The sequence below is a fragment of the Pseudoduganella sp. RAF19 genome (assembly GCF_052114165.1).
In the GTDB taxonomy this organism is placed as follows: Bacteria; Pseudomonadota; Gammaproteobacteria; order Burkholderiales; family Burkholderiaceae_D; genus Rugamonas.
In genome coordinates this window covers 605,733-618,980 of the sequence record NZ_JBFREF010000005.1, presented here as the reverse complement: position 1 = coordinate 618,980, position 13,248 = coordinate 605,733, and the positions used below count along the sequence as shown (strand labels likewise).

Sequence of the window (13,248 nt, the reverse complement as noted above, 5' to 3'; positions counted from 1 at the left end):
GAGCGTCATGAAAAGACTGACAATGATGTGTGCTGCGCTGGCCGTTGCCGGTGCCGCGCAGGCGGCCGGTGCACCGATTCCGCCAGCCAAGCAGGAACTGGTCAACAAGGTACTGAAGCTGTGGCATATGGAGAGCATCGGCGAATCCATGCTGCAGCAGCCGGTCGGCAGCGCTGTGCAGCAGGCGCGCGTGGTGCTGCAAGGCCGCGTCGCTCCGGAGAAGCGCGACGCCGCGATGAAGGACATCGTGGAAGACGCGCGCAAGTTCATGGACGAAAACAAGGCCGTCACCACCGCCAGCGCGCAAAAGCTGATCCCGACCACCATTGCGCCCTTGCTGGCCGAGCGCTTCACCGAAGATGAACTGAAACAGATCATCGTGATCCTGGAATCGCCCGTGAAAGCCAAGTTCGAGGCCATGGTGCCGGAACTGCAGAAAAAACTGGGTGAGAGCATTGCCGCCGACACCCGCAGCGTGATCGATCCGAAGCTCCAGGGCCTGGAGCAGCGCATCGGCACGCGCCTGCACACCGCGGTGGGACAGTAAGCGGAGCCCAGCGCCATGAGCTATTCCTCGGCTCTCCACCTGGTACGCGGCGTGAAATCGCGCCTCGCCCACTCAGGGGTAGAAGCGGATGCGCTGTTCGCCCAGGCCGGCCTGAATGAAGGCGATGGCCTGGCCTGCGACGCGCTGACACTGTCGGACAAGTTGAGCCACCTGTGGGAACTGGTGGTCGAGCACTCAGGCGATCCGCTGATCGGACTGAAAATCTCCACGCCGCACCGCCTTGGCTGGCTGGGCGTGATGGGCCACATCATGCTGGTGTCGCCCACCGTGCAAAGCACCATCGAACGCTGCCACGGCCACACGCGGGTCGGCATCGTGCTGCCCGGACTGGAACGCTCGGTGCCGCTGCAGCGCTACGATTTCGTGTGGTGCGTGCTGCTGCGCACCTTGCGCTGTGCCTCCGGCCGCGACGATGCGCGCCCAGTCGCAGTGGAATATGCTTTTCCGGAGCCGCCGAATGTGGCTTTTTATGAACAGACTTTCGGCTGCCCGGTGCGCTTCAACCGTCCGCACAATGTCATGGAATTCGCCGACGCGGATCTGGTGGCCGCCCTGCCGAATGGCGGCGGTCCCACGCCGCATGATTCAAGCGCCATGCCCGTGCTGACCCAGCTCGCGCATGCCGCACCGCCAAGTTTTACCGCCCGTGTGCAGAACATCCTGGCTGAGATGCTGCCCAAGGGTCCGCCGCATCGCGATGCTGTCGCGGCGCGGCTGATGATGAGCGAGCGCACGCTGCAGCGGCGTCTCGCGGAAGAAGGCACCAGCTTCAGCCAGCTGGTGGACGACACGCGCCGCGAACTGGCGCGCCAGTCACTCGAAGCGGGCGACCTGTCGCTCAAGATGCTCAGTTTCCAGCTCGGCTTTTCCGAACCGAGCGCCTTCTACCGCGCCTGCAAGCGCTGGTTCGGCATGACGCCTTCGGATCTCGTTCACCACGGAGACAAACATGACTTGGTTTAAACCGGAGCATCCTACCCAGCTGTTTGGCCAGATGCTGGTCAAGCACAATCTGATTACCGAAGAACAGCTGGAACGCGCGATTGAACATCAGCGCCAGACTGGCCAGCGCCTCGGCGAGATTTTCGCCGAATGGGAACTGGTGACCCACCAGCACGTGCAGGACATGCTGCGCAAGCAGCGCCGCATCCGCATGGCGGCAGCTTTCATCAGTGCCGTGTTCGCGCCGCTGGAATCCTATGCGATGGAAGCAGCGCTGCCTGCCACCGCCATCACACAGCCGGCCATCGTGCCGCGCAAGGATATGCAACAGCTGGATGACGCACAGCTCGACGCGATCTCGGCGCAGGGCCTGGGCGACGACCTGGTCAACCAGGTGCAAAAACAGCTGAAGGACAATGGCGTGGTGGTGCTGGGCGACCTGGCCAAACTGGTGAACCCGGTACTGGGCATGCTCGATTCCGACGTCAGCATGCACAATGTGGTGTACGCGCCGAACCGTGCCACGTCCATGCTCAACCCGGACGGTTCGATTACCCTCAGTCTGCCGACTACCATCGGTGAACTGAGCTTCAAGAACATCCGCGTGCATGGCGCGACCAGCGGTCCCAGCTTCGGCAGCATCACGATGAAGGGCATCGACCTGACGGGCATCGTCATCACCCTCGCGCTGAAGCACGGTCACTGATCATGCGCACCTCGCCCTCCTCCAACCGCACCGCCATTCCGGCCCGGGTGCCAGCCACGGCCAGCTTCGCTTTCGCATTGGCCGCCATAGCGATGGCGCTCGAAGCTCCGGCAGCGGCTTACCCGGATATCTCCTCGCTGAGCGAAGATCACGTGCGCGTGGTCGAGGAGCCCGGCAGCGGCCATCCCGGCAAGACCTTCACCGCCTTCACCCTGATCGCCGCGCCGGTGCCTAAGCTGTGCAGCATGGTGCAGGATTACGCGTCCTACAGCGCCTATATGCCAAACACCAAAAGCGCCGTGCCGATTGAGGCGGGCGATGGCTATGCGCTGGTCGACATGACGCTGGACCTGCCACTTGGACAGGAAAAGCGATACCGCCTGCGGCTGGAGCCGGAAACGCCGCCAGGCCAATGCAAGCTGGCCTGGCGCCTGATCCCGCGCGCGGACTTGCGCGTGTCGGAAACCATCGCCGACACCACGGGCTACTGGCTGTTCAAGCCCCTGCCTGGTTCCGCCGACAAGACCGTGGTCGAATACCACGTCTACGCCGATCCCGGCCCTGTGCCCTTCGGTTTCGGCTGGATCGTCGACATGATGAGCAAGCGCAGCCTGCCCCGCACATTGGAAGCGCTGCGGACCCAGGCGGCGAAACAGTGAGTTATAGTGGGCCACCACCAGTTGCGGAGGCTCCACATGAACACACACCATGACGCTGACCACCTGCGCTTCCATCGCCAGCATGAACACCTGAGCACCGTCTTCGGCGCGGACCGATTCGGACAACGCGCCGAAGCGTTCGCGCGCTTCTTCGGCACACCGATCTTCCTCGGTGCGCAGACGGTGCTGGTACTGCTATGGATCGCGGCCAACCTGGTTGGGTGGGCGCATTTCGATCCCTACCCTTTCATTCTATTGAATCTGGCCTTCAGCGTGCAGGCCGCCTATGCCGCGCCACTTATCCTGCTGGCACAAACGCGGCAGGCGGAACGCGACAAAGCTCAGACGGATGCGGACGCCCGCCACCGCGAGGCGCTGGCATTGGCGGCGTCGCGGCATTCGGCGCAGATGATGGAGCTGTTGAAGCAGAATACCGAGCTGACGGCTGCGACGCAGCAGATGGCGGAACGTATCGACAGGCTGACGGCCGAGATGCACCAGCATATTCTGGCGGCGGCACAGCGGCGGATCGAATGATCCGCCCTACGTCCTGCGGATCGGGTTTTATTGGGTGCGGCGCATCTCCACCACGAAGTCGTATCGGTCGCTGCGGCAGTAGGAGTGGGCCAGCTCTATGGGCTGGCCGCTGGGGTCATAGGCGATACGCCTGATGAATAGCACGGCGTCGCCCGCGCTCAGGCCAAGCAGCCCGGCCACCAGCGTATCGGAATTCATGGAGCGGATATGCTGCACCGTGCGCACCGGCGGATGGCCAACCCGCGCCAGGTGCTCTTCCAGCGAATCCTGCAGCAACTCCGGCGCCGCCAGCAAAGCGGCGCGCACGGCGCCCACTTCATAAGCCATCACTACGCCGTCCGCCACCAGCAGACGTTCCACGCGCGCCACCTGCGCGTCCTCACCCAGGCCCAGGGCAAACTGCTCGCCCGCATTGGCGCCGGTGAGTGCGCGCTTCAGCCACACCGTGCTGGCCTCGGACCCGCTTTGGCCGACAGCTTCGGAGAATTGCGGCTCCAGAGTTTCGACTTGCGGCGCGATGTAAGTACCCGAGCCGCGGCGGCGCACCACCAGTCCCTGCTCCACCAGCTGGTCCAGCGCCTTGCGCGCCGTCACGCGCGAGACGTTCAACCACTCGGACAGCACGCGCTCCGGCGGCAGCGCCACGTCCGGCGGATAGTGGCCATTGCGCACCATGTCCCCCAGCCTGCGCGCCAGCCGCACGTACAGCGGCGACGTGTCATCCTCATCCGGATGGCATTGCAGCAGGGACGGCGCGATGTAATTCATACCTTGATGAACCAGCGACGGCGATACATGAACCAGGCCACCACAAACATCACGGCATTGAACGCAATCGCATACAGCAGCGAAGTCATCTCCGGCGCCAGTGGCAGCGCCTTGATCGGTGCGTACAGCGTAGCGCCCAGCTTGAAGAAGCCGATCATCTTCGCCACCAGGCCGGAAAGCGCAAAGAGGAACAGGGCGTTCATGCCATAGATGGTGAAGAACCTGACGTAGCGTGGCGGCAGCGCAGGCGGTCCGTCGAGCAGCCAGTAGAAGACCGAGAACATGAGTAGCGCCCAGCCGGTCATCATGAAGCAGTAGGACGTGGTCCACAGACTCTTATTGATCGGCATCAGCACGGCGTCGAGCACGACGCTGATAAATAGTGCGGCCAGGCCGGCCATCAGCATCCAGACCGTCGTTTCGGTCGGCGCGCGGCGCGCCAGCAGCCAGCGGCCCGTCAGCACGCCAAACAGCTGGCTGCACAAGGCGGGGATGGTGGTGAACAGGCCTTCCGGGTCCCAGGTCTTGGACTGCACCCACATATGGCCGGTCAAAAGCAGGCGATCGATGTAGGCGCCGACATCGCGCCCCGGCTCCAGCGCACCGGCGGCGAGCACGCCGTCCAGTCCTGGCACGGGAATCAGCAGCATCACGATGCTGTAGAAACCAAGCAGTCCGGCAATCCATGCCAGCTGCTGCCGCCAGTTGAAATACACGACCAGCGGTGCGGCCAGTGCGGTGCACAGCGCAATGCGCTGCAGCACACCGGGAATGCGCACGGAAGTCAGATCGAACTTCGGAATGAAATTCAGCAGGAAGCCGATCAGGAAAATCAGGGCTGCGCGCTTGAACAGCTTGCGCAGCAAGGCGCCCTTGTCGGCGCCCGCTTCGGCCTGGCGGCCGAGCGAGAAGGTCATCGATATGCCACCGATGAACAGGAAGAAGGGGAAAATCCAGTCGGTGAAAGTCCAGCCGTTCCACTTGGCGTGTTCCAGCTGGGAGTACAAATGACTCCAGTCACCGGGATTATTCACCAGCAGCATGCTGGCGATGGTGAATCCACGGAAGGCGTCAAGCGACGCCAGCCGATTCTTGGGTATTCCCGGCGACTGGTTTGGCATTAATATTTCACGCGAAGGTTGAGGAAGTATTGACGACCGTTGCGGCGGAACGAATGCGGTTCATCCTTGCTGCGCACATAATTCTTGCTGATCGGGTCGTTCAGGTTCAGGCCATCAAAGGACAGCGACAGGTGCTCGTTGATCTTGTACTGGATCGAACCAGCCAGCGTCGCGAAATCGTCGGCGTGGATGGTCGGACCAACGCGGTCGATGGCGATGATGTAATCCGAGCGGCCATTGTAAGCCAGACGTGCGCTCCACTTGTCGTTCTCGTAGTACGCGCCGATGTTATACGTATGCTTGGACTGGCCCAGCATGCGCGCACCTTCCGCATCCTTCGAATCCGCGTACGTGTAGTTGGCGTTGAAGCCGAAGCCTGCGCCAATCGGCTGTTCCCACGCCAGTTCCACGCCGCGCAGCTTGGCCGAGATGGCGCCCGGCGAAGTCAGACGGTAGGTTTCCAGCGCGCCGGTCGAGGTGTTGTACAACTGGATGTCGCTCTCGCCGAACTTCACGTAGTCGTGGATGTTCGATGCAAACACACCAGCCGACAGCAGCGCGCGCGGTGCGAAGTACCAGCCCAGCGATGCGTCGAAGTTGTCGCCCTTGATCGGCTTCAGGTTCGGATTGCCGCCAGTGGCTTTGTGGGTCAGGTTGTCCACCGAGGAGATACCACCCGCGATATCCGCGTAGTTCGGACGCGAAATGGTGCGGTTCAGGCCCACACGGCCAATCAGATCGTGGTTGAATTCATAGCGCACGTTCAGGCTGGGCAGCAGGTTGAAGTGCTTGTTGCTGACCTGCTGCTGGTAGTAGGTGCCGTAGATCGAAGTATTGATCGCGCCCGGCACGGAGCATGGCGCCAGCGGCGCGCACTGGGTTGCCGCCACCGGCACATACAGCAGCACGTCGTCCTTGGTCTGCACGGCGCGCACGCCAACGTTGCCGGACCAGGCACCCTGCTCCGCTTCAGCCATCACGTAAGCGGCGTTGATCTTCTCCTTCAGATTGAACTCGGAGCGCAGCAGTTCGCGGCGGATCGGGTCCGCATCGACGTTCGAATCCTTCCACTGTTCCAGCGTCTTCGGATCGATGTACCAGACATTGGTAGGGAAGTTGCCGCCCAGGCCCTGGCCGAAATCACCCGGATAGGTGTCGCCGTTCCAGGCCGGCAGAGAAGTCACGCCAGCATTCAGGCCCGGCGATACCTGCGCCAGTTCGCGGCCATGGTTGGAAGCGCGCACGCCGAACTTCAGCTTGTTGACCGGACCCCAGTCGGTGGACAGGATCGCATCCAGCTGGCCATTGCGCTCGTCGTCGCTGGAGGTGATATTCGTGCCGCCCGCGCCGCTCAGCTTCGTGTTCGCATCCAGCTTGGATGGATCGAGGCTGGAGTAGCTCACGTCCGCCGCGCTGTCGATGCCATGCAGGGTGTAAGCGAGCCCGCTGTTATAGGTCATCACTTCCACCGAGGACTGCTTCGGCGTCTTGCCTTCGCCCTTGGTGTAGCCCAGCTGCGCCTTGATCTCCAGACGCTCGTTGACGCGGTACTTGGCGTTCAGGTCGAGGAAGGTGGAATCCGACTTGGCGCCGTTACGCACATAGCTCTCGGTGGTTTCCGCCGCGTAGCCTGGACCCGGATTCGGAATATTCAATCCAGTGATGACATTGCCAGCCGGGTTCAGGGTGTACTGGAAATTCTGCACGCCGTCGCCGGTGCCCAGCATGGCACGCGAATACTGCATGTGGTTGCGGTTGTAGTTTTGCGCATCCAGCTTGGAATACATGCCGGTGAAGCCGACGGTCAGGTCGCGGTTCGGCTTCGCTTCCAGCGCCAGCATGCCGCCCTGGCGTTTGCGCTCACCTTCGAATAGCGCAGAGCCGATCAGGCCGGAGTAGCGCGCATTGGCCAGTTCGGGATGGGCCTTGGCGGCGGCGCTGGTCGGCGAGATCGCGGTCCACCACAGGTGTTCCTGCGAATCGCGGCGCAGCTGACGCTCTTCGGAGAAGGCTTGCACCATCACGCCCAGCGTGTTGTCGGCATTCTTCCAGTTGGCCAAAGCGGAGAATTGCGGCGAGGTCTTGCCCGGCAGGTCGGCATACACACCGCCGATCGATGCTTCCAGCGTCAGGGGCTGTTTGAAGTCCAGCGGCTTGCGGGTGATGATGTCCACCGTGCCGGCCAGGCCGCCGTCGACGATGTCCGCTTGCGCGGTCTTGTACACCAGCACCTGGCTTACCAGTTCCGAAGGCAGCAGGGCAAAGCCCACGCTGCGGCCGCTACTGGTCTGATCGGCCACGTGCCAGTCGCCACTACTGACGGAGTGGCCGTTCACCAGGGTCAGGGTCAGGTTGGGCGAGGAGCCGCGCAGGGACACTCGCTCGGCTTCATCGAACTGGCCGGCAGACGTCGCGCCCACGTTCACGCCCGGCAGGCGCTGCACGGCGTCGGCGATGTTCTTGTCCGGCATTTTGCCGATGTCTTCCGCCGACACGGCTTCCAGGTTGATGCTGGCGTTCTTCTTGCGGTCCAGCGATTTCTGCTTCGATGCTCGAATACCGGTGACGTCCACCACCTGCATATTCGGGTCGTTCGCCTGCGCGGCGCTGTCCTGGGCTGGTTGTGGATCGGCGGCGTAAGCCGTGTGACTGATGCTAAGCAGGGCGAGCGAAACCGCCGCGGCGATTGGATGCACTTTCATCCGATGGTTCTCCTCTTTGATGATTATTTTCTTTTATGGACAACTGGTAATACCACATCAATATTGGCAAAACAATATAAAACACTTTGTTACATGGGTCAATTGTTTTAGTTTCTTTCCTTGACCGCATCTGGATTGTTGGTTACGATTTATTGGTCATACCACTACAAATCAAGCAAAACATGACTGCTCGCATGCCTTCGACGGCCCGTCTTTCCGATGTCGTCGCAACCGAACTGGAGACCCGCATTCTTGAAGGCTCGCTGAAGCCCGGCGACCGCTTACCGGCCGAACGCGAACTGGCCGTGGCCATGGGCGTGTCGCGCCCTTCCCTGCGCGGCGCGCTGCAGGCGCTAGTGGCCAAAGGCTTGCTGGTGACCCGCCACGGCGGCGGCACCTTCGTCACCGATTTCATGGAAGCGCCGTTTGTCGACCCGTGGCAGCAGATGCTGAAGGGCCATCCGAATATTCACGGCGATATGCTGGAGTTCCGCCATATGCTGGAAGGCCAGGCGGCCCAATTGGCAGCGGAGCGTGCAACGGACGAAGATATTGAACGCATCCGCGTTTGCTACGACGCGCTGGAAGCGGCGTTTGAAGCGGATGATCTGGAGGCCTGCATTACGACCGACGTCGCCTTCCATCAGGCGATTGCGGAAGCGTCGCACAATGTGCTGATCGGGCACCTGAGCTCAAGCCTGCACAAGGTGGTGCAAGGACATGTGCAAAGCAATCTGGAATATCTGTATGCGCGGCCGGAATTGTGGCAGCAACTGAAGGTACAGCACCGCGCGATCTGGGATGCGGTGCGCGAGCGCCGCAACGATACCGCGGCCCGCGCTGCGCATCATCACATCGAGTTCGTGCAGCAGACGATGGTGGAGACGCTGAAGAATGAAGAACGGCGCAACCGGGCGTCGCGCCGTTTGATGGTCTGATCAGAACCCAAGGCAGATGCTGGTGGCAGGCACGATGTGCCTGCCACCAGGGTTTGCTTTAAGGTTTCGCGCGCGCCTTGCCGAACGCGTCGCCCGCCTTCCACTCCGGCATTTTCGGCGCATCGGCCACCATGCGGCCCAGGTTCAGGGTGAACTGGGCTTGCTGGGTCATCCCCGCCAGATCCCACTTCGGATCGTATTCATCGGTCACCTGGTGATAGCTCTTCTCGTACGCCTTGCGCTTGGCCTTGGCAGCTTCCTTATCGCCCAGATAATCGCGGCCCATCTCGATCGAGAACGCCGGCACGCCAGCTTTGGCGAAGGCGAAGTGGTCGCTGCGGAAGTAGCCGCCAGCCAGATCAGGCTCGTTCTCTGCAATCACCATGTGCATCGACTTCGCGGTCGCTTCGGCCATCTTACCCAGCTCGGTGCGCTCGCTGCCTTGCGTGCCGATGTCCCTGGTCACACCAATCCAGTTCAAGCTATCCAGGTTCAGATTGGCAGCCGTTTTATCCACGGGCCACAGCGGCGCTTCGGCATACGCCGAGCTGCCCAGCAGGCCCTGTTCTTCCGCTGCCACCCAAAGGAACATTTGCGAGCGCTTGGCAGGCGACTTCACGGCAGCTTGCGCCATCGCCAGCAGCGCGGCGCTGCCGGACGCATTGTCCACGGCGCCGTTGAAGATATTGTCAGCGCCATCGCCCTGCTTGCCCAGGTGGTCCCAGTGCGCGCTGTAAATCACGACTTCGGACTTCAGCTTCGGATCAGTACCGGGCACCACGCCTGCCACGTTGTACTGTTCAACGGTACGCACAGCGGCCTTCATATCGCCGGTCAGCTTCGCGTTCAGCGCGACTGGCTTGAAGTCCTTGCTCTCGGCGGCTTTGCGCAGCGCGTCCAGATCCTGGCCCGCCGCTTTGAACAGGGCCTGCGCCGTGTCATTGGTGATCCAGCCCTGCAGCTCGGTGCCCGGTGTGCCTTGCGCCAGCTGGAAGCGTTCCACGCCCGCCCAGCTGTTCTGCACCACACTGTAGCCATACGATGCGGACTCGGTGGTATGAATCAGCAGCACACCTTTCGCACCCTGGCGCTTGGCCTCCTCGAACTTGTAAGTCCAGCGGCCGTAGTAGGTCAGCGCCTTGCCGCCGAAGCGGTTCGGCTGTTCTGCGGTCGGTTGCGGATCGTTGACCATCGCGACGATGATCTTGTTCTTCACATCCACGCCCTTGAAATCGTTCCAGCCTTCTTCCGATGCAGTGATGCCATAGCCGACGAACACCAGGTCGTCATTGAAGCTGTGCGCGGCTTGCGCATCGCCCGGTGCAAACACCCAGTCCTTGCCAAAGCTGATCGGCAGCGCGGCGCCGTTCACTTCCAGACGCAGCGTGCTCGCAGCAGGATCGGTCTTCACGCCGGCGATCTTCACCAACTGGCGATAGCTGCTGCCGTTGGCGGGCTTCAGGCCCACGGCCAGCGCCTGGTTTTCGAGATAAGCAACGGTCAGGTCGCCGCCGCGCTGGCCGGTACCACGGCCTTCCAGCAGATCGCTGGCGAGGAAAGCGAGATGGCCGCGCAGTGGCGCTTCCTGCACTTGCGGCAGCGACGCGGCTTGCGGCGCGGCCTTCGGTGCGGCTGCCATCGCCATGCTCGTGGCAAAGACGGAGGCAATCAGAGTCGGGATAATTTTCTGCATGCTGTTTTGATAATCCATTGAGGTGATAGGAGCGGCTGCAGCGCCGCGCGAGCATTGTATACTGCGCGCATGACGTCTCCCAAGCCTTACATCGGCCGCTTCGCGCCCTCTCCTACCGGTCCATTACATCAGGGTTCCCTCGTCGCTGCCATGGCCAGCTACCTCGACGCCAAGGTGCACAACGGCCAATGGCTGGTGCGGGTTGAGGATCTGGATCGCGACCGCAATGTGGCTGGCGCCGATCAGCATATTCTCGCGTCGCTGCAGCGCTGCGGCATGCAGTGGGATGGGGAGGTGACGTGGCAAACCAAGCGCCAGCATTTGTACGAAGCCGCGTTGGCGCAGCTGGCCGATAAGGTCTATCCCTGCGGCTGCTCACGTAAGGAGATCGCCGATTCGCAACTGCGCCTGGGCCAGAGCGGCAACGCGGCCCTGGTCTATCCCGGCACCTGCCGTCTCGGCCTCGCACCCGGACGCGCACCGCGCGCGCTGCGTCTGCGCACGCCGCAGGAACCGCATTGCGTCATCGGTTTCGACGACCGCTGGTGCGGCCATGTGAATCAGGACATTACCGCCGAAGTAGGCGACTTCGTGATCCGCCGCGCTGACGGCTTCTGGGCCTATCAGCTCGCCGTTGTCGTGGACGACGCAGCACAAGGTATCACCGACATCGTGCGCGGCGCCGACTTGCTGGACTCCACGCCGCGCCAGATCTATCTGCAGCAGCTGCTTCATCTGCCGCAGCCGCGCTATCTGCACGTGCCTGTCGTGGTCAATGAAGATGGCGAGAAACTGTCCAAGCAAACCGGCGCACAGGCCTTCGACAATGGCGCTTCGGTCGAGTCCCTGCTGGCAACAGCGCTCCTGCCGGCAGCAGGATTTCTTGGCCTGCAATTAAAAGCCGGCAGTATCGAAGAATTCTGGCGCCAGGCCATTCCCGCATGGGATGTGCGCCTACAAGCGCACGTGAAGTGACGAACAGAGCACCGGCGAACTAGCGCGCAGAATCGGTTTCACCTACACCAAGGAGGTGAACCATGCAACGCACAGCCATCGGCGGTGCGCTTTGCGCGGCTGCAATGGTGCTATCCGCGCACGGAGCGCTCGCACAGGACGAGGTCTTTCACTGCAAGGACAATAACGGCACCACCGTGTTGACCGACAAACCCTGCAACGCTTTGCAGGCCATGTCGCTGACAGCAACGCCCGCCCCCGTTACGACGGAACACATCATCGTCAAGGAACATTTCACGCTGCCGCCAACGGAAGCAGGACGGGAACGCTGGGCCAGCAAGCCGCCCACACGCACGCCACCCAAGATTGATATCGCTACGCTACGCGCCGCGCGTTTAGCACTCGACTTGCGCGAACAGGTCGCCAGTGCCCGCTAATGCGGCAACTCGTGCGGCATCGTGAAGAGAAAGCCCGCGACCAGCGTATGCACAATGGGCAAGACCATGAGCATGATTGCCGCGTGAGCATCGTCGCCGGTAATGCTGAGCCATGTCGCGGCGACCGCCAGCACCATGGGCGCCAGCACCACGCAGGCGCTGCGGAAAGTTGGCGGATTGGCACGCCGCACCGCAGCAAGGTTTACCGCCAGCGCAATGACATATAGAGCGCGGTAAACCCACTCGCCCTGGCCACTCGCAATGCGCAAGTCCACCAGCATGGCTTGCATGAGCAAGCCGAGCAGCAGCGTCAGCAGCAACGCAGGTAAAGCGGACCGTTCCATGATCACTTAGGACCTCCCGGGTGGATACCGAGAGTTAAAGCAAATTCCGCGCCACGGATCGCTTCGCCGTCAGTAATAGGCTAAATCAAATATCAGCTTTCCAGACTGTAAGGATTTTCGACAGCATCTATCGAAAGACAATCTCCCTGTTGAGCTTGGCAATGAGCTCATCCGGTACGTTCAGGCTGCACATGATGTGGCGCTCTTCCCCTTTCGGCATGCCAGCCAGGTTCAGCACACGCAGCTTGCCGGCGTGCGGACCGCCCAGGCTCATCAGGTAGGCTGCCTCCTCTTCCGAAACGAACATCAGGTCCACCGTGTTGGCACTGAGCGACTGCAGCATTTGCACGGTGCTGCCGGTGGACACGGCGGTGACGGGATGGAAGCGGCTCAGCATGGCGTCGATGCGGGGGCCGTAGGAATATTTGTCCTTCACCATGAGGCGCAATCCACCGCGGCCCATCAGTTCTTCCAGCGGCTGGCCCTCGCTAGCGTCGAAGAACAGGCCGGTCATGGCTACCCAGCGGTGGTCGCGGTAGATGGGGCGGGTGAACTTGGCGAACTGCGCGCGCTCATCATTGCGGAACCAGCCCACCGCACAATACTGCGCACTATTTTCGCGCACCATGGCGATCTGCCGATTGGTCGGCATTCTCACCCAGCGCACATCGATACCCGCCGCGCGGAAGGCCTGGGCCGCGGGCGTGCCCGTCAAACCCGAGGGACTGCCGTCCCGCGTGGCGACGAGGTAAGGTGGCCTTTCGTTGTAGGCAACCGTGATCTGAGCTTGCACGGCGGAGGCCAGCAGCACGGTGGAAAATATCAGCGGTTTCTTCATGGCGAATCACCCGTCTTATAGTGCTTCGTCCATATTACCTC

14 protein-coding genes are annotated in these 13,248 nt (G+C 62.0%); 8 read left to right on the top strand and 6 right to left on the bottom strand.

What is annotated here, in order from left to right; genetic code table 11:
• The first annotated feature begins 7 nt into the window (after nucleotides 1-7).
• The 5 genes from AB4Z19_RS16120 to AB4Z19_RS16100 are packed head-to-tail and all read left to right on the top strand — an operon-like array spanning nucleotide 8 to nucleotide 3,412.
• Entirely contained in the window at nucleotides 8-547 is a 540-nt protein-coding gene (locus tag AB4Z19_RS16120; protein WP_442035601.1) for a DUF2059 domain-containing protein, read from the top strand.
• Between the two features lie 15 nt (nucleotides 548-562).
• Nucleotides 563-1,531 (top strand): AraC family transcriptional regulator ligand-binding domain-containing protein, encoded by a 969-nt coding sequence (locus tag AB4Z19_RS16115; protein ID WP_442035600.1) that lies wholly within the window; start codon nucleotides 563-565, stop codon nucleotides 1,529-1,531.
• Entirely contained in the window at nucleotides 1,518-2,216 is a 699-nt protein-coding gene (locus tag AB4Z19_RS16110) for a hypothetical protein (protein WP_442029962.1), read from the top strand. The genes AB4Z19_RS16115 and AB4Z19_RS16110 overlap by 14 nt, the downstream gene beginning before the upstream one ends.
• A gap of 2 nt (nucleotides 2,217-2,218) precedes the next feature.
• Nucleotides 2,219-2,875 carry a hypothetical protein gene (locus AB4Z19_RS16105; RefSeq protein WP_442035599.1) on the top strand — a complete coding sequence of 219 codons (657 nt, stop codon included), beginning with the start codon at nucleotides 2,219-2,221 and terminating at the stop codon, nucleotides 2,873-2,875.
• Between the two features lie 36 nt (nucleotides 2,876-2,911).
• A complete protein-coding gene (locus AB4Z19_RS16100) occupies nucleotides 2,912-3,412 on the top strand; it encodes a DUF1003 domain-containing protein (RefSeq protein ID WP_442028952.1) in 501 nt (166 codons plus the stop codon).
• Nucleotides 3,413-3,439: 27 nt separating this feature from the next.
• Here the strand turns inward: AB4Z19_RS16100 and AB4Z19_RS16095 are convergent, their stop codons facing one another.
• The 3 genes from AB4Z19_RS16095 to AB4Z19_RS16085 are packed head-to-tail and all read right to left on the bottom strand — an operon-like array spanning nucleotide 3,440 to nucleotide 8,003.
• The gene (locus AB4Z19_RS16095) at nucleotides 3,440-4,180 is read right to left on the bottom strand and encodes a GntR family transcriptional regulator (RefSeq protein ID WP_442028953.1); all 741 of its coding nucleotides are present in this window, start codon (nucleotides 4,178-4,180) and stop codon (nucleotides 3,440-3,442) included.
• Nucleotides 4,177-5,301 carry an acyltransferase family protein gene (locus AB4Z19_RS16090; protein WP_442028954.1) on the bottom strand — a complete coding sequence of 375 codons (1,125 nt, stop codon included), beginning with the start codon at nucleotides 5,299-5,301 and terminating at the stop codon, nucleotides 4,177-4,179. Before AB4Z19_RS16090 ends, AB4Z19_RS16095 begins: the two co-directional genes overlap by 4 nt.
• Entirely contained in the window at nucleotides 5,301-8,003 is a 2,703-nt protein-coding gene (locus AB4Z19_RS16085) for a TonB-dependent receptor (RefSeq protein ID WP_442035598.1), read from the bottom strand. The genes AB4Z19_RS16090 and AB4Z19_RS16085 overlap by 1 nt, the downstream gene beginning before the upstream one ends.
• Before the next feature lie 182 nt (nucleotides 8,004-8,185).
• On the opposite strand from AB4Z19_RS16085, the gene AB4Z19_RS16080 reads away from it, so the two are divergent.
• On the top strand, nucleotides 8,186-8,941 hold the full coding sequence (locus tag AB4Z19_RS16080) for an FCD domain-containing protein (protein WP_442035597.1): 756 nt from the start codon (nucleotides 8,186-8,188) through the stop codon (nucleotides 8,939-8,941).
• Between the two features lie 58 nt (nucleotides 8,942-8,999).
• On the opposite strand, the gene AB4Z19_RS16075 is transcribed toward AB4Z19_RS16080, so the two are convergent.
• Nucleotides 9,000-10,634 (bottom strand): M28 family peptidase, encoded by a 1,635-nt coding sequence (locus AB4Z19_RS16075; protein WP_442026427.1) that lies wholly within the window; start codon nucleotides 10,632-10,634, stop codon nucleotides 9,000-9,002.
• Nucleotides 10,635-10,703: 69 nt separating this feature from the next.
• On the opposite strand from AB4Z19_RS16075, the gene gluQRS reads away from it, so the two are divergent.
• Both gluQRS and AB4Z19_RS16065 read left to right on the top strand, forming a co-directional pair.
• Nucleotides 10,704-11,609, top strand: a complete 906-nt coding sequence (gluQRS, locus tag AB4Z19_RS16070) for a tRNA glutamyl-Q(34) synthetase GluQRS (protein WP_442026426.1) — start codon at nucleotides 10,704-10,706, stop codon at nucleotides 11,607-11,609.
• 62 nt (nucleotides 11,610-11,671) lie between these two features.
• A complete protein-coding gene (locus tag AB4Z19_RS16065; RefSeq protein WP_442026425.1) occupies nucleotides 11,672-12,025 on the top strand; it encodes a DUF4124 domain-containing protein in 354 nt (117 codons plus the stop codon).
• Here the strand turns inward: AB4Z19_RS16065 and AB4Z19_RS16060 are convergent.
• Complete coding sequence (locus tag AB4Z19_RS16060) at nucleotides 12,022-12,369, bottom strand: hypothetical protein (RefSeq protein ID WP_442026424.1); 348 nt, start codon at nucleotides 12,367-12,369, stop codon at nucleotides 12,022-12,024. The genes AB4Z19_RS16065 and AB4Z19_RS16060 overlap by 4 nt on opposite strands.
• Before the next feature lie 127 nt (nucleotides 12,370-12,496).
• Nucleotides 12,497-13,207 (bottom strand): substrate-binding periplasmic protein, encoded by a 711-nt coding sequence (locus AB4Z19_RS16055; RefSeq protein ID WP_442026423.1) that lies wholly within the window; start codon nucleotides 13,205-13,207, stop codon nucleotides 12,497-12,499.
• Between the last annotated feature and the right edge of the window lie 41 nt (nucleotides 13,208-13,248).